Origin of the sequence: Belliella marina (assembly GCF_042682445.1) — a bacterium.
Lineage (GTDB): Bacteria > Bacteroidota > Bacteroidia > Cytophagales > Cyclobacteriaceae > Belliella > Belliella marina.
The window spans coordinates 227186-249996 of the sequence record NZ_JBHUHR010000031.1 but is presented as its reverse complement, the minus strand read 5'-3'; the positions used below and the strand labels follow the sequence as shown (position 1 = coordinate 249996).

Sequence of the window (22811 nt, the reverse complement as noted above, 5' to 3'; positions counted from 1 at the left end):
TTCATTTTGATTATACAATACAACAAATCCAATTTTATTGATTTATGACATGGATCGAAGCACTCCTTCTGGGGATTGTACAGGGTTTGACTGAGTTTCTCCCTATTTCATCAAGTGGACATCTGGAGCTTGCCAATTTCATACTGGGTACTGAAATGACCCAGCATGAAGCCCTTTCATATACAGTTGTACTACACTGCGCTACAGCATTGAGTACCATGTTGGTACTGCGCAAGGATTTGACAGATATATTGTTGCCACTAAAATACAGGAGGGTATTTACGGAAAAACACATCCTTGTCAAAATATTCCTTTCTACAGTGCCTGCCGGTGTTGTCGGTTTGTTTTTTGAGAAGGAGTTGTCATATTTTTTCGGGAAAAATATTGGGTTTACTGTTTTTTTCCTACTCATCACAGCTCTTTTGCTTTACCTGACAGATATGCGCTCTGGAAATACCAAAGGATTGGGGATGGGGAGTGCTTTGTTGATGGGATTTGCTCAGGCAATCGCCCTATTGCCTGGTATTTCCCGTTCTGGATCCACCATCGCAGCCGGAGTTCTCGGGGGTGTAAGAAGGGATTTGGCAGCAAAATTTTCATTTATCATGGTGCTGCCGTTGATATTTGGTAAAATTGTATTGGACTGTCTCAGTGGAGAAATCGCATTTTATGGCCTTGATCTCCAAATTCTTTTGACGGGCTTTTTTGCAGCATTTATCTCTGGATACTTTGCTTGTCGCTTCATGTTGGTAGTTGTCCAAAGGCAAAAACTAAGATACTTCTCCCTGTATTGCATTTTGGTTGTTGTGGGATTCCTGATTTATTCGAACCTCTATTTATGACGAGCTTTACCAGAAGGAATAGTCATAAAGAGGTGTTCTTTCAATTCCCCGAATACACTTCATTATCAATTATTGGCCATTGGTTGTAAAGTGCCATAAAGCACCAAGCTGTTACTATGGCCTTCGGGTTTTAGCTTCTATATTTAATTCTCAATAACAGCAAGCACTTGCTTTTTAAGCGAAACGTGAATGTTTTCAGACCATACAAGACCCAAAACAATACCAATTCAGATTCATCAATCTTACATGCTAGAATTCTAATAACCAAAAGTGAGCAAACAAGGAAAGCATAGTCTTATTTATTTAGTGGGCAGAGGTATACCAGGAATCATCAATTTCGCAGCCTTATCAGTGTATACGAGATTGCTAAGCCCAGAAGACTATGGCCAATACGCCATAGTGATTTCAACTGTGGCCCTGTGCAACACCTTGCTGTTCCAATGGATCAGAATGGGACTCCTCCGTTACCTGCCCAAGTTCGATACCGAGTTAAAAAGGGCTCCACTCTATGCCAACATAGCAGTGGGATATGCCACTGCCATATTCGTAAGTCTTCTCATGACCGGCCTTCTGTACATCATAAACCCAGGGGAAATGGTCGTAAAACTTGCTGTTTTTGGAATGGTTCTGTTATGGACTGAAGCATTTTTTGAGATAGCTTTAGAACTCTTACGTTCCAATCTCCAAGTCATCCGGTATTCCCTCAGTTTCACCCTAAAATCTTCTTTCGCCTTGGGTATGGGGATTCTCATGGTATACAATGGTTTTGGAGTCCGTGGACTCCTGATTTCCCTTGCTGCCAGCACCATCCTGACAACGATATTGAGCATGAAATCCATATTGTTGGCCATCTCAATTAGCTTTCGACACTTTAAACTTAGTTTCTTTCGCGAATTCCTTATTTATGGGATTCCCTTTACAGTCACCTTTGGAATGACCTTTATCTTTAATTCATCCGACAGGTATTTTATCAACTACTTTCTGGGAGACCGGGAAACTGGTTTGTATGCAGTCGCTTATGATCTGGCACGGCAAAGCCTTTGGGTGGTGATGTCTGCGATCAATCTGGGAAGTTTTCCCCTTGCAATCCGTGCTTTGGAGAGTAGTGGAGTCGTAGCAGCCAATATCCAGCTAATCAAAAACCTTCAATTGTTGCTTAAGATTTCACTCCCCATTTCATTGGGTTTCATCGCATTATCCTCAGAAGTGGTTGATTTGTTCATCGGTGAAAAATTCGTTGCCGAAGCAAAGCAAATAGTGCCGTATATCATTGGAGGGACTGTGATGGTTGGTGCAAAAAACTTCTATTTTGACCAAAGTTTCCAATTGGGGAAACGCACATACTTACAGATTTACCCAGTTATAGCAGCGGCTGTCGTCAATGTAGGCCTAAACATGTTTATCATTAGCTGGTTGGGCGTAATCGGTGCGGTGATCTCTACCTTGATCAGCTTTTCCATTGCCCTGACCATGAGTATTGTCATTTCCAGAAGGGTATATCCCCTCCCATTTCCCTTTATCTATTTCCTTAAAGTCCTTTTGGCATCCAGTATCATGGGCTTGGGGCTTTTCTATGGAAAGGAAATCATGGAGGGTTACGTATTGCGTCTGGTGGTTCTAGTCCCATTGGGAGCCTTGGTTTACCTACTGTTACTTAGGGTATTTAAAATCGATTTTTTCAAATGAGAAGCCAACATTACCCAGTCTCAAAGTTATCAGAATCATACTATATATTTCTGGTAATCATGTTTACCGGAGCATTTTTCCCATTGCTCACCAGGGGTACAGATGGTTCTGATGGTGAATCGGGGGTTATCTATTTACTCGTTTTCATGATGATCTATATGATCTACATGCTATACTTCGACCTCAATGAATTTTTGGGGGCATTCCTGCAAAACAAGCTGTTGTTTGCACTGATAACCTATGTCACTGTCTCCTTTCTCTGGAGTGAATTGGCGGAAGTGTCTTTGAAAAGATCCATCATGTTCTGTTTATCTTCCTTGATCGGAATTTCCATAGGTTATAGGATGAATGTGTTGTCCATTCTCAAAATCAGCCAAATAGCCCTGCTTATCATTACACTTTCCTCAATGGCCATTATCTTTTTGATGGGGGATTTGGGTAAAATGGATGAAACACAAAACATGGGAATGCACATGGGCGCATGGAAAGGTGTATTCATACATAAAAACAAGTTTGGGAAGGTGATGTCAATGCAGATCCTCGTAAATGGCTTTCTGTATATGGTTTACCATAAAAAGAGGTATTTGATTCCCATTCTACTTTCCTTTGTCTGCATTTACAATTCGGACTCCACCAGTGCCTTGTTGATAGCGTTGCTCAACCTGCTATTTCTCACAGTCTGCCGTTTCTCGTTACGCAAAGAAAACATCATTCTATTTGTCATGCTATCCATCCTTGCAGTTGTCTTCACGGTCTTTTTCTTAGACATCGAAGCCTTTTTTGGATTGTTTGGAAAAGAGTCAGACCTTACCGGACGTGTGCCTTTATGGATCGTTCTATTGGATTTTTTTGAAAAAAAGCCCTGGTTGGGCTATGGGTTTGAATCTTTTTGGATGAACGAGGAAATCCTGCATATAGTATGGACACAGATGAGTTGGGAAAATATCTATCAAGCCCATAACGGCTTTATAGATGTATTGATAGGTACAGGGATCATTGGTTTCCTGCTTTTGACCATTTTACTCTTCTACACGTTCTTTTCCGGAATTTCACTCGTGAAAAAGCAGTTGGACTACACTTATTTATGGAGTATAGCATTTCTATTTTTCTTTCTGACCTACAACTTAATCGAAAGCACTTCCATCAAACATAACGACATCTTCTGGCTATTCTTCGTCGTCACGATAGCATTGCACAACAGGGTCAACAAATCAAACAAAAGCAAATGAAAATACTGTTATTCTATATCAATCTAAACCAAGGTGGCGTACAGCGCATGATGGTCAATGTAGCAAATTATTTTGACCAGAATGGGCATGAGGTTTCTTTTTATCTGGCAAAAAAGCAGGGACAATATATTGAAAATCTAAATCCTGGCATCAAACTTTACAGTGCCGACACTGACAACAGGCTAAAACTCCTCAGAAAATTTTCCCGGTTCTTAAAGCTCAATCCCCATGACACCATATTTACGGCTGTTCCGCATTTTAACCTGATTGCAATCATGTGCAAAATGATTTCGGGAAGCAAGGTAAAACTGATCATTTCCGAGCGAAGCAATACCTTTCAGGAGTTCCAAAAGTCTCCATGGGGATTTTACAAAATAAGCTTTTTCCTTATCCCATTCCTATATCGTTTTGCCAACGAAATTGTCGCCGTATCCAAAGGTGTAGCGGATGATTTGGCAAAGGCAGCAATGATTCCAAGATCAAGGATCACGGTAGTCTACAACCCTGCATTCAACGAAACCATGTTGACCAAAAAATCCGAGCAAGTAGACCATCCTTGGATAAAAAGTCCCCGCTCAGAAAAATTGCTGATTGCAGTGGGCCGTCTTACCCCCCAGAAAGATTTTGGAACATTGATTACTTCGATGACCCATATCGACGATTCGGAGGTCAAGCTGATTATAGTGGGTGAAGGAGATGAACTTCCCAAGCTGCAGAAGCTTGTAGCATCCCTCGGACTAGGCCATCGGGTAGATTTTGCCGGGTTTCAATTGAACCCTGTTGCATGGATTGCAAAATGCGATGTTTTTGTCCTTTCTTCCCTATGGGAAGGATTTGGGAATATCCTGGTGGAAGCTCTTGCCACTGGAACCACAATAGTTTCAACAAATTGTGAAAGTGGCCCATCTGAGATCCTGGACATGGAAAGATATGGCTACCTCACGCCTGTCGGCAATCCCAAAAGTATGGCGAAAACCATCCAAAAAGCTTTGGCTAAGCGACTTGATGAGTCTACACAGATTGCACGTGCCAAGGATTTTGATGTCAACCATATCCTAAAAAACTATGAAGTCTTATTTCAATCAAGCTAATTATGGAAATCAATCAACGTTCTAGAACCCTTACAGAAAGTCCATTTCCCCAGGTCAATCTTTTGGGGGTAAATGTTCATCAGGTAAACCAAGATAGTCTTCTGGATTATTTCCAAAAATCACTACAGGATCAAAATTCTATATCCCTGATCAACTATGTCAATGCACATGGGTTGACTTTGGCTCAAAAAAATCGATTGTACAAAGAACGGATCAATGCTTCAACTGTGCTATTCTGTGATGGCTTTGGGGTGAGGATAGCAGGAAAACTACTGGGAAAATCCATTGGGGACAGAATGACACCACCTGATTGGTTTGAAGATTTGATACAGCTGATCACGAAAGAAAAAAAGAGGGTTTTTTTTCTTGGTGATGAAGCTGAGGTTATTGAAAAGTTTGCCATTGAAATCGGAAAACAACATCCAGGTCTATCGATATCAGGATACTACCATGGTTTTTTTGATAAGTCAGGCCCGGAAAACGACCGTCTGGTCTCAATGATCAACAATTCCCAGACTGATATTGTAATTACCGGAATGGGCATGCCTATACAGGAAACATGGGCATATGACAATCACCCAAAATTGAATGTATCTACTGTATTTGCAACAGGGGCATTGTTTAGACATTATCTGGGCATTGATAAAAGAGGTCCAAAATTCGTCACAGACAATGGAGGGGAATGGTTGATGAGGCTGATTTTCCAACCGAAAAAACTATGGAAAAGATACCTCATTGGCCTCCCGAATTTCTTCTATCTCGTTCTTAAGGAAAAATATGCCAAATGAGCCCTTTACGTCCATTGCTGCTCTGTATGATCTTGGGTTTTGCTGTTTTGGCCAGTGTGGCACTAATCCGGGAACCTAAAAGACCGATCACCTATAACCCTGAAAACGATCAATGGAAAAGTGCTGCCAATGAGCGCATAGACCGTTACCGGAAAAGTGATATCATTCTTGACATAGAGTTTGACAGCAACAAATATGAATATCTTGAAGTTAAGATAGAACAGCTCAGGCATTCTTTTTCATTCGGAACAGCCATAGATGCATATGACTATACGGCCATACCCGAATACGCCCAGAAGATCCATAGATATTTCAATGAAGTAGTATTGGAAAATGATCTGAAGTGGCAGCAATGGAGTAACAAACAACCTACAAGTAAGTATCGTCAATCCCGTACATTGGAGGCAATAAGAAACTTAAAGGATTCAGGAATAAATGTCAGGGGACATTGTCTACTTTGGGCTCCGATCCTTGATTACGAAAGGATAGACCAGGCTATAAGCCCCAACGTATACCAAAATGACAAACGCTTCATCCAAGCCCAGCTTTCCCACGTCCAAGATCTACTTCACAAGACCAAAGGTTACATCAATGAATGGGATGCTATCAACCATCTGGTATCCAAGGATCATAAAAACACATTGCTGTTGGAAGAAAAGTACGGACTGGGTATTTATAGGGAAGTCTTTGCACTGAGAAAGTACTTTGGCCTCTCCTATTATGTCAATGAAAGCAAGGTTCTGACCTCCAGGGGTGAAAAATACCTCCCCTATTTGGAAAGAGTCACAAAAATGAAAGCTGAAGACCTGTCACCAGACGGAATTGGTTTTATGTCACATTTTGAACCAGACAACCTACCTGATATGGATACACTATACGGTAGGTTAGATACATTTGCTTCATTGGGTGTGGATTTGAAAATTACCGAATTCGATATTATGTTCGGAAAAAGAGGCATAAAATCATATCCCAATGAAAATGATCTCCAATTGCAGGCACAGTTTACCGAAGATTTTCTACGCATGTGTTTTTCCCATCCGAAAATGAGGGGAATAATGTTATGGGGTTTTTGGGAGCAGAACCATTGGTATCCAGACGCCGCTCTCTGGTCAAGTGAATGGGAAATTAAGCCTAATGGAAAAGCATGGTTGGACTTGGTACATAAGGAATGGTGGACACAGGAAGAGCATCAGTTGACCAAATCGAACAACATCTCAACCAGGGGATTTAAAGGTGACTATTCCATTAAAATCTATGATCGTCCAGGCAATCTGTTACATGAACTTTATTTTTCACTTGGAGATACTAGTTATCTCTCCAAGATTAAGATTCCCGCAAGTTGAATTGATGGGCTAAGGCAGGACGGTTTTAGAAGTCCCCCAATTCCAAAAATAAAAAAACTCACACCATTCTTTAATTGATTCAATTGGATAGTTTACAAATTTTGAGAAACCCAAAACAACTTGTATTTTTTTCCCAAATCAGATATAAAGAATAAGATTATCCGCAATGAAACCAGTATGTGAATTTTCACATGTATTCATGCGAATAATAGTCAAGAATAACAGCTGACACTTGGCAGAGGTGTAGTCCATAGTATTTAAACATTCATATAAATGACTACGGGTAAGAAAGTGGGGATCCATAAAAATGATACTACCAATAAACAAACTAGCCCTATTGCTATTTTGGATAAATCCCCTATGAATTGCAGGTCTCATAGAGTATAAACCAAAGGAATTTAATTGCTGAAAAAGTTACCCGATATGGGGATTGCATTTCATTTATAAAAACAAGCAACCTTTATATTTCTTTGGTAATATGTTAGTTAGCTCTATATAAATCTCCTAAATTAAAGTATTCTTATTGTTCAATCTGTTTCGATAGGAATTATAGGTGGTTATATGCAAATGGGCTGAAATGTTTTCAGCCCTTTTCATTGGCAACCAAGAAAAAAAGACCGCTAAGATAGCGATCTCTTTTTAATCTATAGTAGTAGTAATTTAACTTATACTTGAGCAGTAATTTTCAATAGGCATTGTCCCTTTTTGTCACCAATGAATGGGCTGTCATCCAAATTATTTTCAAATCGAGCAATGGAGACCATTTTTTAAGATATAGCAAATCTAGTTTGTATCGCGAATACATTTGGTGGAATTCTGCAGTCTCTCCCCTAAACCCCCTTGCCTGGGCAAGACCAGTCAGTCCTGGCTTGGACAGATGACGGTTCATAAAGCCATCAATTTTCGTGGAAAATTCCTGATTCAGTTTTAACGGATGAGGTCGGGGACCAACAATAGACATTTCACCCAAAAACACATTGATCAGCTGGGGAAGTTCATCTATACTGGTTTTACGAATAACCCTTCCTACTTTGGTGATTCTTGGATCGTCCTTGGTTGCCTGTTTTGTATCTGCCACTTGGTTGACTACCATACTTCTGAATTTGTAACAATAGAATGGCTTGTTGTTTTTACCATGTCTCAACTGTTTAAAAAACACTGGTCCAGAAGAATCCAATTTTATCAGAATGGCCATAATTGGAAAAAGCCAAAACCCAATTGTGCACATAAACAATGTCACAATAAGTAGATCCAGAAATCTTTTAATATAAAGATTAAATAGGTTGAAGCCTTGGGACATTTCGGTATCAAACAGAATTGGATCTTCGGTACTGTCTAAAATTAAATTGAAATCTGTTTGGTTGTCTAGTAGTTGTGCTGTTTTCATAGGATTTAAGAGTTTAAATAAAACATGATGCTTATCTCGAAGTCTGTTTTGTATCAAAAAGCAATGATGTCCGACTTCCTTCTGTGTGAAGTTAAAAACCTAATAGTTCAAAAATTAAGGCATTGCGCCTCAGTGTAAATCAATGGTGGTTATTAGTTAACCAGCTGTATCCTATAATTATTATTTTTTCTTTTTCATAAAAAATTCAACCTTTAATTAAAAAAACCATACATTTTTTGATTAAAAGTTAGATAAATAATAATTTAAGCAATAACTTCACGAGTGTGAGCACACACACAAACCAGAAATATTCAATCGCTAAAAACCACCATTCAATGGATAAAAACACATAATCCTCCCTTTGTTTTGAGCAACATAGTTGCCAGTAACAATGCCAAATGGTAAATCAAACAACCCTTATGAAACTACCGGCAGGCCCATTTATTTTTGTTGGTCCATTTCATAAACAGACATATTTTTCTTACTTCACAGGCTAATTTCCATCAACCACCAGTTTTGGGGATTTGGCCACAGATTTTAAAAAAATTAAAAATGATCGAGGATCAGGTTTTGGTGCTGCCCTAGGGTTACCTGTACCCTTTAAAACCTATATACTACAAAACCCTATGCCAAACAACATGAAAAAGCATTTGGAAAACCAGAAAAAAATCAATTCGGTAAAAAAAGCTATATCCGTAATTGAACAAAAACAAGCTTTACAGGCACCTGTCAAGGAAGTATACTTTTCTTTCACATCTGAATTGGACAGGTGTATTTTCATTTCGGATTCCATCACCAACTACGGTTTGGAAAAAGAACCTTTTCTTCAAAACCCCAACCATTGGAGAAAGACCATCCATCCCGAGGAATTGGCCTTGACAAATTCAAAGTTGGAGGAATTGGAAAAAATGAATGAAATCGGCTTCATCAGTAGGATCACTACCCCTATAGGGGTTTTCAGGATTGCCGTCAGGATCTGGAAACAGCTTGACCAATCTGGTGGTGTTGTGGGTTACCATGGGCGGTTTTCGGACACAGTCAAGAGCATCAACCAGGAAATCAACCTGGAGAAAAGTGAGGCAAAGGCAAAAAGGCTCAGTGATATTTTACAGATTATTTCCGAGGCCCAGTTGAGTCTGTTTACCAACAGCGGGTTTGAGAACATCCTCCAGTCAATCCTCAAGAAACTTATCCGACTTACAGGGGACAAAATGGGGTTTATATGTGAGGTAATAGAGGATCAGACCGGAAAGAGGAAGATGACGCCCCATGCATTTGCGATTGCCGGAAATGAGGAATTCATAAAGAAAAACTTCAAGATGGGAATGAGTTTCTCAAATTACGACTCCCTTTACGGACATTCCCTATCGACAGGAAAGGTTTATATTTCAAACAATACCAGCGAGGAACAACCATGTGCAGGTGTTCCAAAGGGTCATCCTTCAATTATGCGCTTTATGGGTATTCCCGTATGGAAGAACGACGAGTTTTTAGGCCTAATCGGCCTTGCCAACAGGGACACTCCATACAGCTGTGAAGATTTGGAATTTCTCAGTCCAATAGTCTTCTCTTATGGAAACCTGATCAAGTTCACTAGGATCCTAAACGAAAAAAGGGAGTTGGAACTCCAGAAACTGTTGGCACAGCAGCGTTACAAGCTCCTGGAGGAGAATATCAGCGACGTGATATGCCTGCTCAACAAAGACCTCATTTTTGAATATATTTCCCCATCTGTGCTTCATGTTACGGGGTACAGTCCCGATTGCTTCATCGGCAAGAGTCTGAAGGAGGTGTTGGACATGATGGAAGTGGTGGAAAAAAGCAGTGGAAAATCAAGGAAACTGAAACGAATCCTCTCTATCTTCCACATGGATACCAAGAAACCCATTCAGCTGGAAATCATATCAAAGGTTATCTATGACCAAGATGGTGGGGTACTACAGGTAATCAGCACCGCTAGGGATGTGTCCGACAAAGAGCATATGTATAGGGAAATCCAAAAATCCCTGAGAAAGGAAAAAGAGCTGAACAGTCTGAAATCCCGATTCATCTCCATGACTTCCCATGAGTTTAGAACCCCTCTTTCCATCATCATGAGCAGCAACGAACTGTTGAACTTTTTTTCCGATGAAATATCCAACGGCCAGCTGATCTCCAAGATGAAACACCACATCAATAGAATCTACGACCAGGTCAAGAGGCTTACATCTGTCATTGACGACGTATTGATCATTGAGAAACACGAGAACAAAAACATCAGGATCAACATGGAAACTTTCGAGCTGTTGGATTTTCTGGGCATGTTCAAGGTTGAAGTACAGCAGAACATTGCCCAAAGCAGGGACTTTCAGGTCACCACACCCGACCAACCCCGTACAGTACAGTGTGATCCTGCAAAACTAAGGCACATCCTAAGAAACCTGATTGAAAATGCCTTCAAATATTCCCATAACAGCCACAAACAACCTGAGTTGAAACTGTCCTATGAAGGGATTTTCTTTGAAATAAAGGTAAAGGACTACGGACTTGGAATCCCAAAGTCAGACCAAGGCAGGATATTCGAGTCATTTTACAGGGGAAGTAATGTCTCCAACATAAAGGGCACGGGGCTGGGGTTAAATATTGTGCACGAGTTGGTTCTTGCCATGAACGGAAAGTTGGATTTTGAGAGTATTGAGAATGTGGGCACAACATTTTCACTCCGGTTTCCCTATAATTTCAACTATGAGGGAGTGGAATAGGCTTCTTCCTCCATATGCTTCCTGCCACTCTTCTTGTCATAGTAGCTGAACCCCCAATAACAAACAGGCAATCCCTTTGAACCTTTCCTTTTCGAACCTCCCAAACTTTGCGCCTGTTTAAAAGTCATAAAATATGGCCGTCTACACTACGCTGATATAAGGATCCACATATTGATACCACTATAGCATTTCCGGGTCAGGTAGTTTGCAGGGATCTCTCCTCCTTCCCAGACTTGTCTCCAAGGCACAATCCCATTTTCAAGCTTTTCAATGATCAGATCGGTCACCACCTGATAAACATCCTTCTTTTGTTTTGTCACAATAGTCTTCATGATTTCTTCTTTTTAGTTTAAAGATTTAATTATGAAGCACTACGAGGATTCAGCCCCCACTGAATGCAAGAGGAAACGGAATAAACAGTAAGCAAAGCGCCGCGGCTTTATGCCGTAGTCTCTTGCCATGTGTGGGAGATGATATCCTAAATTGCTGAGGAAATGAATGGAAAGTAAAACTTGTGAATTGATTTTTACTTTTCAAAAGCAAAATAGAATACTATAATTTAGGTTATTAGCATGATATAATGAAGCTATCTGAATATTTTAAAATAGTTTGCATAGACTTCGGTTTAAAGTATTATAATATTTGGGCAAAAAACATAAAAAAAATGTATTCATAATATTTTACAATTTAGCAAATACGGTTGACCTCTTCCTTTCTTTTCAACATGTTAAAAAATTACAATACCGTTGCTTTTAGTCTATTACAGTAATAGGGACAGTTAACTTTTTCAGGTATGGATATTTCTTTCAAGTAATATATCTATTAAAAATTAGGCAAAAATGTACTTTTTTCCATTAATCAAATCAGAAATTTGACCTGAAAAATTTGGTACAATTGTCAGATTTTAAGTTCATTTGCTTAAAAAAACCTTCCCTGAGATTGGACGATTCAGTCAATCCTAAAGAGGAGTCTTAATTATTGAAATGAATGACTTTTGGATCTCTTTCCCAAGTGCTAAGAACAAAGATCACCTTGGTTGTAGCGGGTAGTTTAGATTAAACAAGAAAATATGTATTTTTAGTAATCCTATTGAATTCCTGCTTATAAACAAATGAACTACAGGTTGAAAGTATAAACAACGAAGTGAAAACTTATCCTAAAAACCCTAAGAACTTCTGGATTAGATTGTTCGAACTGTATGTCGTAGAAAAGTGGTGTATCTATTGAAAAAATAATATTCTTATGGAAACAAACAGGACAAACAATCATACAAAGAGAATCCGTATTAAACATCAGATGTGCTATGATTCAAGATTCTTATCGACTGCTATGGAATACTTATTACACTTGAAAATAGATGCAAAATTTGGAAAAACCATTTGTCGAAATCTAACACTGTTCCTATCGATTATTTTTTACTCTTGTCATGATTATGAGTCTGAAGCAACCCATAATCTACTAGGAGATTGGCAGGTAAATGAAGTGATAATCACATTCGGAAGCGTTCCTTTAAGTCAGGACAGTGTTTGGTATTTTGAAGGTGATATTGGAGATTTTTTATTTGAAAGAGAAATTTTAAAGTACAACTACCTAAGTAATGAATTAAATCAACAAGGCGAAAGTGAATATGTGCTAACTTCTTCTAAGGAAAAAGCTGGGTTTAATTCAGTCCGTAAATGGCTACTAAAAATGTCTGATCGTGAATATGAAATAGAATTTGATGACGGAACCAAAAGGTCATATGAAAACGCAAATAAAATCACAATGATCAATTACCAAATACAGATAGCTTCAGATATTCATTCTACCATAGTCTTGGAGCTGACAAAAAAATAACATAAAGATTGATGAAACTAAAAAAATACATACTTCTAAATTTCATGATATATTTTGAATGGGTTAAGTTATAAAAAGACGAGATCTTTACCCCTGCTCAATTCAATAGAGTTCTCTCTTGATAATGGCAGGATTATTTGATTTTAATAGGCCCTATATTTTTAGAAAGTAAAATTTCAAATGAAAGAACTGTAAATATGGGGTCAGTTGTTAACATTCTAAGACTAACAATTGTGTCTTCATACAAAGATTCTTGATAGAATTCTTAAAAGAGAATCGCGTGGCATTTGAAGAAAACTTAAGTTCAGAAAAACAATAAATTTGGATTCATCGATACCCATGGCAAAGCTGTAGTGCCAATTGAGTATGACAATATTGGGAAATTTGGCATTTATGGAACCTACTGGGCTTTGGTTCAAAAAGGGGATAAATTTGGATTTATAGATACTCACGGTAAAGTTGTTGTCCCTATTAAATATGATAATCAAGATAAAATTAAAATAGAAAACCACTAAACCACTTCTGACAGCACTGTTGAGCGGCTTTCTATCCAAGAAGAGTCACTTAGAAAACTCTTACTATTGGCATTTTATTTTGGGTTAGAACGGGTATTTGCAATAGATTAATTACTTTTTCCCTCGGGGTGTATTTAGTAATCCTCCCCCCTTGGTTTCAATTATTGGCATCATTGCTTTTGTCCAAACCAGCGTTTGATGAATCGTTTTACCAGTTTTGTCAAAAACATGACTGGACCGACCAACAGGTCGATTTGGAAACCAATATTTCCACTGCTGGAAAGAAAGATACCAATCTTATTTTGGAAAGGATTGTCATTCACAATATAAGTCCATGTGGAAGAGGGACGCTTTATAGGGGGAGGAACCTTGTTGGATTTAAGTATTAGGATTTTTGCTTCTGTCTCTTTTACCTTCTCGCAAAATTGCTGATCTGCCTTTTGAAAAAACACCCGCAGTGGATCATTGCCCCCCACCCTTTCCCAATATATCCCTGAGCGCAACTGAATGGTAAAATTCAGGTGGTTTGTCCAGAACAAATCCCACAGGTTGAGGATACATTCTCTTTTTTCTTCTGTTCCAAGGAAAATTCCCTTTCGTTTTGCCAAAGTAAATTTTCTCTGTTGCTCCACAAAAGTGCTGTAATGGAGCAGGGTTTTACGGATTTCAAACATTTGGGCAGCGATAATCCGTTGTGCCTGGGCAATGGTACGCGCATAAACAGGATGTTCGAGCCGTCCTCTTCCGCCTGTTTGCCTATACTTTTTTGGCAGCAGTTCCCTGAGCTTGTACTTGATCATCAAATCATCTTCCAAGCTGATAATAAATCTACTGGATCCTGGATCCCCTTGTCGTCCAGCTCTTCCTCGGAGCTGCTGATCTATCCGTATGCTTTCATGTCGGTTGGTTCCTACAATATGCAAGCCGCCAAGTGCCACTACTTTTAACCTTTCGGCCGGATCACCACCACCAAGCAGAATATCGGTTCCCCTTCCGGCCATATTGGTGGAAATAGTGATGGCTCCCAGCTTTCCTGCTTTGGAAATCAACTGGGCTTCATATGCATCATTTTTGGCGTTGAGCAACTCACAATAAAGTTGATGCTTCTGAAGTTCCTTCTGTAATTGTTCAGATTCTTTTATCGATAATGTCCCAATCAAAATAGGCCTTCCAGAACTATGAACCTTTTTTATCTCTTCCACAATTGCATTGTATTTGCCTGCCTTATCTGCAAATACGGCATCTTCAAAATCGATCCGACAAAACGGACGGTTGGGTGGGACAACAACTACACCTAGGTCATAGAAATTGTCGAACTCCTCTGTGGCATCTCTTGCTGTACCTGTCATGCCCGAAAGCTTCGGATAAAGCCTCATCAGATGCTGAATACTTATGGAAGACAAAACTGTTCCCTCTGTCTGGATTGGAAGTCCCTCCTTGGCTTCAACCGCTGTATGAAGTCCGTTTTGCCATTTACGGTCCTCAACTATCCTTCCGGTCAGTTCATCCACCAATTTGATGCTGTTTTCTTTCACCACATAATCAATATCCCTATTGAGTAGTACAGAAGCCTGTAATGCCAAGTTGATGGATGCGTGAAGGGATTGGTTTCCTTCCTCGAAAAGATTACTGAGATCAAACTGCCTTTCTACTTTTTCTATTCCAATTTCCGTTAAATATAAATCTGTTTGGTACTCATTCAAGCGGTAGTCCCTATTCATTTTAAAGTTCTCCACGAACTTGGCGATTTCGTAAGGATCCATATAAGCCTTCTCCATATCACCGGCCAATACCAAGGGATTTCTTGCCTCATCGATCATCAACGCATCAGCTTCATCCACAATGGCGTAATTAAAGCCTTCCAATACCATTTCATCATTGGAGTAAGCCATATTGCTTCGTAAATAATCAAACCCCACTTCTTTTGCTGTGGCATAGGTTATATCTGCGCTGTATGCATCCTTTTTTTGCTTCTGACTCATATTCCCATCTACATGGGATACCGTTAAATCAAAACAACCATATACAGTTCTCATCCAATCAGCGTCTCTCTTAGCCAGATAATCATTGAATGTCAGGACATGCACGCCTTTTCCTGTAAGCGCATTGAGGATGGCGGCAAATACAGCTGTAAGTGTCTTACCTTCCCCGGTCTGCATTTCGATGATGTTGCCTTCATGCAAAGCGATGGCTCCTATCAACTGCACATCATAGGGAAAGATTTTTAACTTCCGTTTGATAATCTCCTCAACCAAAGCATAAACTTGGGAAAGGTGATTATCAAGGTCTGGATTATTACATATCATTTTTTTTATGTTTTTTGCCATATCGACCAACTCGGATTCAGGTTTATCTGATAAAAGGATCCCCTCTTGTTTGATACGCTTTAGTATGGCATGATAGGGAGTTAAGTCATAGCATGTCCTGTCTCCATCCCATTTTTTGAGTAGAAGATCAAATTTATTTTCTTTGTTCTTAGCTTTCATTTTTTATTTATCAATAGTAAAGAATGGCTGTTCAGAAGTATAGAAACAGCATTAGTCTCCCATATTATGGGATGGGATTCATAAAAAGGAAGGGTAAAAGCTACCCTAAAAAGAAAGTGGGGTATTCCTCATCCCGATTGAGATGGGGAATATTGGATTTGCGACTTTGTAGAAAAACAAAAGTGAAACCATCTTTTTGCTGAAGTTTCTCTCTATAAAAAAATGCCTGTAAAGGTGAATATGAAATACTAGCCAATTTGGGTTTTAGGGGAGTCGCCCCATCTGTATCAGGAAGCCCATCTTGATATGACTGATTGAAAACCAAAGGAAGGTCATCGGTACAAACCCATTCCGAATTAGCAATCTCAGGTAGTTCATCATGATAAACAAGCTCCCTGTCCTGCACGATAACCTCAGCCGTTATAAAAACGGTAAGCACAATCAAAAGCTGGACAAAGAATTGTTTCATTCCAATAAATTTAATGAATTATGTGAGAAGATAATTAAATTTTTCTTGAATTTAGTCAAATCAATAAATTTAAACTAGTACTATAATCCAACATGGGAGTGAGAGCCAACTTATAACCACAAACCATTGTTTTTTTTACCATATACTAAACATCCTTCCTTTGTTTTCTCGCAATAGTCTTCATGATTTCTTCTTTTTAGTTTAAAGATTTAATTATGAAGCACTACCAGGATTCAGCCCCCACTGAATGCAAGAGGAAACGGAATAACAGTAAGCAAAGCGCCACGACTTTATGCCGTAGTCTCTTGCCATGTGTGGGGGATGATATCCTAAATTGCTGAAGAATTGAATGGGAAATAAAACTGATCGGTTTGTGAATGGCATATGGATTACTACCTGATAAATAAAAAAATATGATTATCCGCAATGGCACAAGTAGTTAAATTATGCATCTGTAATCATGCGGATAATTGTCAACTACGCCACGGCGCACGAGTGTCGACGGTTGACAGTCAACTTGCCCTGGAAACAATATGGATACATTATTTTAATTGGCTACTGGTAAGAAAGCGGATATATATATTAAAAATAAAATATCGATGAAAACATCTAAATAAAGGGAGTCAACAAAAATGGAAAGTAGAATCCAATATTATCAACCAGTCAAAAAACAAAGAACTCATTATCTATCTAATTCTTTTCCAATCATCACCTCCCCCGAATGATCAGGCCAGCCAATCCCGGGCTGTCCATCATCCTTTCAAGCTCTGTATCTACCAACTGTAATATCTCAGATTTGATCCTTTGGTAGTTTTCCTTCACAGTCTTCCCTTCCAAGTCCCTGGCTTTTCTGATGGGTTTATACTGTCGCTCCTCTATTGCCAAAGCCTGATGGTCATTGGTGATCTTTGCATGGAAGCGTTTCAGGGTGATTTCCTGATCTGGATTATCTGAGACAATCCCTACAAATTCCCCCGATGACAGTGTAGAGATGGTTGACGGTGGCACTGCCAAGTCCATTTGGTGTGAATGGCTGACCGAGGTATCATTGCTGTTGATGGAGTGGCTTTGCCTAGCCTGCATGATCTTTCCAAACCTGTCGGAAAGCTGTTTGGCAGTGTCACCCAACACCTGCCCTGAGATGATATTCCCAACCGTATTCATGATCACCTCTGCCTGCTCCCTACCATAATCCTTTTTCAGCTGGCTGTAGTCCTGTACACCCAAGGTGGTCGCCACCTTATTCCCTCTTGCTGTGGCAATCAGGCTATCAATCCCATTGAAATAGATGGTGGGGAATTCATCAAAAACCAAGCTTGACTTCAATTGGTTTTTCCTGTTCACAATTTTTGTAATCCTGGAAATATAAAGCGACAATACCGCCCCGTAGACCTGTTGTTTCTGTGGATTGTTTCCCATGCAGACAATCTTGGGTTCATCAGGATTATTGATGTCAAGTGTAAATTCAGAATGGGAAAGCACGTAGTATAGCTGGGGTGAGGACAACCTGGCCATGGTTATCTTGGCACTTGCTATCTGACCCTCCAACTGCTCGGCTGCCCCCTGCAGGTAGGCAGAAACAAATGGGTTGATCAATACTTCTATTTCAGGCTCTGTCCGAAGCACAGAAAAGAGCTTGTCATATTCCACCTGCATCAATTCAATCACATGGGGAAGGGTACAATACTTCCCTTCCCTGTACTTTTTCAGAAACCAGATCACTGCCGTTAAAAAGTTGATGGGAGATTCCACAAAAAAATCCCCCTGCTTTTTGATCCATTCCCTGTTCAGTCCCATCATGATAGTCCTGGATGATTCTGATGCATCCGTGATGTCCAGCATGGTGCTTGGTTCTAGTGGATTGCATCTGTGGCTATGTTCAAGGTTATCAAAATTGATGGTGAAAAACTTCGGGACAGCCTTGTAAGCCCCCTTGTTTTTCAGCAGGGCGTTATAGGCGATTTTGGACAGGTCATCATATTTGAAATCATAGATAAACATCGAAAAACCTTTGGCTATATGCTGGGTGATGATGTGTCGGATCACAAAATAACTTTTACCGGATCCTGGGGTACCGACCACCAGGATAGCCCTGAAGGGATTTATAAAGTTGACCCAACTTTTCCTTACCTTATTGCCGATCCTATAGACTGCGGGAAGGTTGACAGAGTATTCATTTTCAAGCTTTCTTTCCTCTTGGGGAAATGTTTCATTGAGTTTATTGAAGATATCCGTTTGATCCCTATCCCATACGATCCTTGTCAAAAACGTCCCACAACTCAGCACCATCAGGTATCCAAGGACTGTCAATCCGATATAAGCATATTCAAAAAACAATAGGTCTCCCCTATTTTTGAGTAGTAGTTTGGAAAACCAATAGCATGTTATGCCAAAACTACCCAATGACAAAACTGGCAATAAACCAATTTTCAGGGATTTTCTACCCTTTATCCCCAAGATTGAAATGAGCAATAGAAGCAATGCCAATGCCTTTGCAAACCAAAATTCACCAAACAGGCCTGTCTTTGCCAATTCGCTGACAAATTGTTCCAACAGATTGATGTCGAGCTTCCAGTCATTGACTACAAGTTTGCACTCCCAATAAAAATGGAACAACAAAGTTCCAAACCCTACCTTTCTGGTAAGGTCAAGTATTTTCCTTAGTGCCTCTGCATTTTCACCTGTGGCCATATTCCCTACTGTCTTCCTTTTCTTTTTTTCTTTCGTTTCTTCTTCAAATTCCCGGGATCATTGCCTTGCGTGACACCATAATCGGGAGTTAAAATCTCCCTGAAAAAGCCAACCAAAGCTGATAAACCATAAGGTTTTAAGGTGGCATCAGCTGTATCATGTAGAGCCTTCTCTGGAAAATCCTTATCACTTAGCCTACCAGATTCCCCATCCATTGGCTTCTGTTGGGCAACTGGTCCTTTTGGGTAGTTCCCATTGGCGGTCAGACCAAAAGCTTTTGTTATTCCATTTGCTCCCAATGCTTTTCCAAGATCAGACCCTTTATAGACTTTCCGGGCAATGTTGTCCACATAGGTACAGCCATAGAGTCTTCCGTTTTTGTTGTAAACCAGATGAAGGTAAATCCCTTTTCTACTAAGCCCTTCCAAAAACAAATCAAGCATGCCTTTTCCGGCAGCTTCCAAGGCCATCGATTTTTGTACCTCCATGATCCTTAGCATCAAATCCTCTTTGGCTTTTTGCTTGTCTACATTAATCTTCCCTTTGTTGAATGATGCCTTTTTCAATATCTTGGGATAGGTTGGTTTTCCATAAAGACTGCTGGATTTGATGGGGACGCTCACAGGTTTGCCATTTTTGTCTATAATGGAATACACCAATCCATTGCCATGAAATTCCTTGCCTGTGGCATTTACTTTGGAAGCGGAAACATTGAATTGGGCCAATGCCGCTTTGAATTCCGGAAAGGATTCAAAATGGTAACTGCGCAAGACCTCTGTTACAATATTGTAAATCAGGGATTTTGTTTCTCCTTTGCCATACGCGAGTTTTTCCAAGGGCTTGAATATCAAAAACTCTTTCTGTTGGCTTTCTGCCCTTACAAGTCCAAGGCTTAGCTCAATTTCCCTTCTTGCTATTTCTGACACCCCTTTACCCAGGTTATGGGTCTCCAGCCTTTTCCCATTTTGGTCAATATTGGTGGAAACAATATGTATATGGGGATGGTCGGTATCATCGTGTCTATAGACCAAATATGGTTGCTTTCCAAAACCAATCCTGTCCATGTAGTCTTTTGCGATAAAACTCAACAATCCATCATCAAGCTGATCCTTTCGTGAAAAATTCAGGGAAATATGCAGTGTGTTCGTCTTCACCCTTTTGTTGAGTCCAAAACGTTTTTGGAATCTTGCCAGTTTTTCAATGTCCGACAATTTCTGGATATTCCCCAGAAACCCCTGCCCATGGATCAAGACAGCCTTTCTATTTTGAACCTTTGATTCATTGTAGAGAATCAATCCCCTGATTTCTTTGCCAGTGGTTATTTTTGCAACCATTTTTCCAAAAGTGGACTGATGGTCATTTTGAGATGGTCTTGTTTCTTCAATACCTCGTTGAGACTTGTTGCTACTTTTTTTGCCAAAGCCAGTTTTTTGGAAAGGTTTCCTGTTTTGTGGAATACCCTTACAATTTGGTTGGCGTTGACACCGATGGCATTGATTTCCTGGTGGATCAGGGAAAGTTCTTCAAGAAATACATCCAAGCTTTTATCATAGGTGGTTACGACCAATTTCTGTTTGCACAATATATCCCTGATCAGGCTGCTCATCGTTTGGTTTTGGGACCGGGAAAGTATAGTCAACAATTCTTGGAACTTGGTTTCTGAAATTCTGCTTTCCACCCTTCTGGTCAAATTGTTGGTTTTCTCCTTGTTCTCTGGCATGGTGATTTTTTGATTAGGGTTGAAGGTTATTTACTGTCTTCTAGAACTGAGCTGGGGCTTTTCGGGGTTCAAAGGATTTGTTTAGTTTTTGCATTATACAGAACCCATCCCAACCCATCAGTAGCCTAGATTTCCTATCCATTGTTTGGCAAAAGGTTTCCAATCCAATATGGATGCCCCCGAGTCTGTCCTCCACCCCATGGATTCATGGTAGTAAAAAAACAGTTCCGCTTCTTCTAAAGGGACTTTTCTTTCCCAAAAGAATGATTTAACCTTTTCTATATTTGGATGAATACCTATAAATCTATCAGACTGTACTTTATTTCTGCTCGTTTCCATTGGCTTCCTATAGTTTGGTTGGGTATAAATTTTGGGAACTGATCAGGGATTTTATCAGTATAAAAACTCAAGGTGGGTTAAAAATATTCTTGAATTAAGGATCTAAAGGGTTAAACAAGTATCTGAAAACATGTAATTTACCACAAAAAAAATCAAGTTTTACAGTCCAAAAACTTGGCAAGTTATTCTAAATGGCCCTATTAATTTGTAATAGGAATTCCTTAATTTTTGCCGTTGTCAAAAATAAATCAAGCATTTATTTTCATTGAAATTCTTAATACCAACCATGATACTTTTGCCTCGTTTATTTTACTTGAAAATTTTGGTTGAAATCCTCTAAATCATTTTGGTCAAAAACCGAACTAAGCATTACTTTTAACTGGTATGAAAATTGAGAGAATACAACAATATTTTATACCTTTGTAAAAAAAATAGCGTGGAAAAGCGGATCAACATAGCAGAACTGTTCCCAAAGCATTTATTTTGGGATATGGATACCAACAAGCTATCCGTTAAAAAAGACAAGGCTCTTATTATTCCAAGGGCTCTATTTGCAACCACAAAAAATAGTTTTGAGGAAGATATCCAAAAATTGGAAAACCTGTACTCGCATGAAGTCATTGTTTCTATTTTAAGAAACACAAAAGAGCTTATTAGTAATGAAGTGTGTACCCTTGTATCTGATCGCTACAATACCAAGCCATTTTTCCGGTACACTCTATGAAAAAAGCAGTATCATCCATACTGCTCAACACCATAAAAGAATTACAAAGCTTACAAAGTCTTGAAAAATTTTCTTTAGCTGGAGGTACAAATCTAGCATTGCGCTTCAACCATCGTGAATCTGTTGACATTGATCTGTTTTGTACAGAGATAATTGGATTTAAAGGCTTCAAGAGTATTCAACAGGAAGTTGAAAATTATTTTGGAGACAATGCATTTAGTTTTATTGACCCTACCAACATTAACGACCAATATACTTTTTTGCGATTCTTCATCAAGTGCAACTCAGTGGTAATCAAAGTAGACTTGATACAAAATATGAAGACAATGGATCCTATTGAGGAAATCGAAGGTATCCGATTATTTTCATTAAGGGATATTGGTTTGTTTAAATTGCTCAGTGCTTCAAGTCGACCTGCCAAAAAAGACATTTATGATTTGTACTACATCACAGAACAAATCCCAATAATTGAATTGTATCAAACACTTTTAGAAAAGTATACTAGGTTTAATGGAGAAAAAGATAGAAGTATCTTTGATTTAGACAAAGAAGAAAATGCAATTCACAATCCTTTATTGTTATTAAGGTTTGACAATAACTACAAAGTAAGTAAAGATAAGATGATGCATTCCCATGATAACATCATCATTATGGAAAACTCAGTCTCATGGAGGATGGCAAGTATTCATTGGAGGATGCAAATAAGAAGATTATGTTTACATTTAAACATTGAATATCCCTCTCCAAGAAAACATTGAATAGAGTTTTTTGAATCAATATCTGTTCTCTTCCAAAATCCAAAAAATCAATTCCCCTCTTATTTGTACCTATTTCATAGATTTCTACAATCAAACAAAAAAACAACATTGCCAAAGAAAACATCCCCCTTCTCCAAATTTTAAATTCCATTAGGCTCGTAAAAAC

Annotated in this window: 18 protein-coding genes and 1 pseudogene; 11 read left to right on the top strand and 8 right to left on the bottom strand. The window is 39.2% G+C overall.

Features of this window, described 5'->3' with window-relative positions:
- The first annotated feature begins 44 nt into the window (after nt 1-44).
- The 6 genes from ACFSKL_RS11670 to ACFSKL_RS11645 all read left to right on the top strand — a co-directional run bounded on the left by ACFSKL_RS11670 (nt 45) and on the right by ACFSKL_RS11645 (nt 6979).
- Complete coding sequence (locus ACFSKL_RS11670; RefSeq protein WP_376886413.1) at nt 45-842, top strand: undecaprenyl-diphosphate phosphatase; 798 nt, start codon at nt 45-47, stop codon at nt 840-842.
- A 270-nt stretch (nt 843-1112) separates the two neighbouring features.
- On the top strand, nt 1113-2528 hold the full coding sequence (locus tag ACFSKL_RS11665) for an oligosaccharide flippase family protein (RefSeq protein ID WP_376886412.1): 1416 nt from the start codon (nt 1113-1115) through the stop codon (nt 2526-2528).
- Nucleotides 2525-3757, top strand: coding sequence for an O-antigen ligase family protein (locus tag ACFSKL_RS11660; RefSeq protein WP_376886411.1), 1233 nt, complete (start codon nt 2525-2527; stop codon nt 3755-3757). Before ACFSKL_RS11665 ends, ACFSKL_RS11660 begins: the two co-directional genes overlap by 4 nt.
- Entirely contained in the window at nt 3754-4848 is a 1095-nt protein-coding gene (locus tag ACFSKL_RS11655; protein WP_376886410.1) for a glycosyltransferase, read from the top strand. Before ACFSKL_RS11660 ends, ACFSKL_RS11655 begins: the two co-directional genes overlap by 4 nt.
- 2 nt (nt 4849-4850) lie before the next feature.
- Nucleotides 4851-5636, top strand: coding sequence for a WecB/TagA/CpsF family glycosyltransferase (locus ACFSKL_RS11650; protein ID WP_376886409.1), 786 nt, complete (start codon nt 4851-4853; stop codon nt 5634-5636).
- Entirely contained in the window at nt 5633-6979 is a 1347-nt protein-coding gene (locus ACFSKL_RS11645) for an endo-1,4-beta-xylanase (protein ID WP_376886408.1), read from the top strand. The genes ACFSKL_RS11650 and ACFSKL_RS11645 overlap by 4 nt, the downstream gene beginning before the upstream one ends.
- A 685-nt stretch (nt 6980-7664) precedes the next feature.
- On the opposite strand, the gene ACFSKL_RS11640 is transcribed toward ACFSKL_RS11645, so the two are convergent.
- Nucleotides 7665-8366, bottom strand: coding sequence for a sugar transferase (locus ACFSKL_RS11640; RefSeq protein WP_376886407.1), 702 nt, complete (start codon nt 8364-8366; stop codon nt 7665-7667).
- A gap of 638 nt (nt 8367-9004) precedes the next feature.
- On the opposite strand from ACFSKL_RS11640, the gene ACFSKL_RS11635 reads away from it, so the two are divergent.
- Nucleotides 9005-11107 carry a GAF domain-containing sensor histidine kinase gene (locus ACFSKL_RS11635; protein ID WP_376886406.1) on the top strand — a complete coding sequence of 701 codons (2103 nt, stop codon included), beginning with the start codon at nt 9005-9007 and terminating at the stop codon, nt 11105-11107.
- Here ACFSKL_RS11635 and ACFSKL_RS11630 read toward each other — a convergent pair.
- Nucleotides 11089-11439 (bottom strand): annotated as a pseudogene (locus ACFSKL_RS11630) (ArdC-like ssDNA-binding domain-containing protein). The gene ACFSKL_RS11635 and the pseudogene ACFSKL_RS11630 sit on opposite strands and share 19 nt — an antisense overlap.
- A gap of 910 nt (nt 11440-12349) precedes the next feature.
- Here ACFSKL_RS11630 and ACFSKL_RS11625 point away from each other — a divergent pair.
- Together ACFSKL_RS11625 and ACFSKL_RS11620 are read left to right on the top strand one after the other, a co-directional pair.
- Nucleotides 12350-12943, top strand: coding sequence for a hypothetical protein (locus ACFSKL_RS11625; RefSeq protein ID WP_376886405.1), 594 nt, complete (start codon nt 12350-12352; stop codon nt 12941-12943).
- Nucleotides 12944-13272: 329 nt separating this feature from the next.
- Complete coding sequence (locus ACFSKL_RS11620) at nt 13273-13458, top strand: WG repeat-containing protein (RefSeq protein WP_376886435.1); 186 nt, start codon at nt 13273-13275, stop codon at nt 13456-13458.
- Nucleotides 13459-13628: 170 nt separating this feature from the next.
- On the opposite strand, the gene ACFSKL_RS11615 is transcribed toward ACFSKL_RS11620, so the two are convergent.
- The 6 genes from ACFSKL_RS11615 to ACFSKL_RS11590 form a co-directional block, all read right to left on the bottom strand.
- Nucleotides 13629-15944, bottom strand: a complete 2316-nt coding sequence (locus ACFSKL_RS11615) for a preprotein translocase subunit SecA (protein WP_376886404.1) — start codon at nt 15942-15944, stop codon at nt 13629-13631.
- A 100-nt stretch (nt 15945-16044) separates the two neighbouring features.
- Nucleotides 16045-16413 carry a hypothetical protein gene (locus tag ACFSKL_RS11610; RefSeq protein WP_376886403.1) on the bottom strand — a complete coding sequence of 123 codons (369 nt, stop codon included), beginning with the start codon at nt 16411-16413 and terminating at the stop codon, nt 16045-16047.
- Between the two features lie 708 nt (nt 16414-17121).
- On the bottom strand, nt 17122-19104 hold the full coding sequence (gene mobC / locus ACFSKL_RS11605) for a conjugal transfer protein MobC (RefSeq protein WP_376886402.1): 1983 nt from the start codon (nt 19102-19104) through the stop codon (nt 17122-17124).
- A 5-nt stretch (nt 19105-19109) separates the two neighbouring features.
- Nucleotides 19110-20438, bottom strand: coding sequence for a relaxase/mobilization nuclease domain-containing protein (locus tag ACFSKL_RS11600; RefSeq protein WP_376886401.1), 1329 nt, complete (start codon nt 20436-20438; stop codon nt 19110-19112).
- Nucleotides 20423-20824: a plasmid mobilization protein gene (locus ACFSKL_RS11595; RefSeq protein ID WP_376886400.1), complete on the bottom strand. Its 402-nt coding sequence runs from the start codon at nt 20822-20824 to the stop codon at nt 20423-20425. The genes ACFSKL_RS11600 and ACFSKL_RS11595 overlap by 16 nt, the downstream gene beginning before the upstream one ends.
- Nucleotides 20825-20941: 117 nt before the next feature.
- The gene (locus ACFSKL_RS11590) at nt 20942-21163 is read right to left on the bottom strand and encodes a hypothetical protein (protein ID WP_376886399.1); all 222 of its coding nucleotides are present in this window, start codon (nt 21161-21163) and stop codon (nt 20942-20944) included.
- A 391-nt stretch (nt 21164-21554) separates the two neighbouring features.
- On the opposite strand from ACFSKL_RS11590, the gene ACFSKL_RS11585 reads away from it, so the two are divergent.
- Both ACFSKL_RS11585 and ACFSKL_RS11580 read left to right on the top strand, forming a co-directional pair.
- Nucleotides 21555-21887: a DUF6922 domain-containing protein gene (locus ACFSKL_RS11585; RefSeq protein ID WP_376886398.1), complete on the top strand. Its 333-nt coding sequence runs from the start codon at nt 21555-21557 to the stop codon at nt 21885-21887.
- Entirely contained in the window at nt 21884-22645 is a 762-nt protein-coding gene (locus ACFSKL_RS11580; protein WP_376886397.1) for a nucleotidyl transferase AbiEii/AbiGii toxin family protein, read from the top strand. The genes ACFSKL_RS11585 and ACFSKL_RS11580 overlap by 4 nt, the downstream gene beginning before the upstream one ends.
- Nucleotides 22646-22811: the final 166 nt, after the last annotated feature.

What these genes read in the sequence shown, in the direction of transcription:
- ACFSKL_RS11670 (WP_376886413.1), top strand. Translation starts at nt 45, where the DNA reads ATGACATGGATCGAAGCACTCCTTCTGGGGATTGTACAGGGTTTGACT.
- ACFSKL_RS11660 (WP_376886411.1), top strand. Translation starts at nt 2,525, where the DNA reads ATGAGAAGCCAACATTACCCAGTCTCAAAGTTATCAGAATCATACTAT.
- ACFSKL_RS11655 (WP_376886410.1), top strand. Translation starts at nt 3,754, where the DNA reads ATGAAAATACTGTTATTCTATATCAATCTAAACCAAGGTGGCGTACAG.
- ACFSKL_RS11650 (WP_376886409.1), top strand. Translation starts at nt 4,851, where the DNA reads ATGGAAATCAATCAACGTTCTAGAACCCTTACAGAAAGTCCATTTCCC.
- ACFSKL_RS11645 (WP_376886408.1), top strand. Translation starts at nt 5,633, where the DNA reads ATGAGCCCTTTACGTCCATTGCTGCTCTGTATGATCTTGGGTTTTGCT.
- ACFSKL_RS11640 (WP_376886407.1), bottom strand. Translation starts at nt 8,366, where the DNA reads ATGAAAACAGCACAACTACTAGACAACCAAACAGATTTCAATTTAATT.
- ACFSKL_RS11635 (WP_376886406.1), top strand. Translation starts at nt 9,005, where the DNA reads ATGAAAAAGCATTTGGAAAACCAGAAAAAAATCAATTCGGTAAAAAAA.
- ACFSKL_RS11625 (WP_376886405.1), top strand. Translation starts at nt 12,350, where the DNA reads ATGGAAACAAACAGGACAAACAATCATACAAAGAGAATCCGTATTAAA.
- ACFSKL_RS11615 (WP_376886404.1), bottom strand. Translation starts at nt 15,944, where the DNA reads ATGAAAGCTAAGAACAAAGAAAATAAATTTGATCTTCTACTCAAAAAA.
- ACFSKL_RS11610 (WP_376886403.1), bottom strand. Translation starts at nt 16,413, where the DNA reads ATGAAACAATTCTTTGTCCAGCTTTTGATTGTGCTTACCGTTTTTATA.
- mobC (WP_376886402.1), bottom strand. Translation starts at nt 19,104, where the DNA reads ATGGCCACAGGTGAAAATGCAGAGGCACTAAGGAAAATACTTGACCTT.
- ACFSKL_RS11600 (WP_376886401.1), bottom strand. Translation starts at nt 20,438, where the DNA reads ATGGTTGCAAAAATAACCACTGGCAAAGAAATCAGGGGATTGATTCTC.
- ACFSKL_RS11595 (WP_376886400.1), bottom strand. Translation starts at nt 20,824, where the DNA reads ATGCCAGAGAACAAGGAGAAAACCAACAATTTGACCAGAAGGGTGGAA.
- ACFSKL_RS11590 (WP_376886399.1), bottom strand. Translation starts at nt 21,163, where the DNA reads ATGGAAACGAGCAGAAATAAAGTACAGTCTGATAGATTTATAGGTATT.
- ACFSKL_RS11580 (WP_376886397.1), top strand. Translation starts at nt 21,884, where the DNA reads ATGAAAAAAGCAGTATCATCCATACTGCTCAACACCATAAAAGAATTA.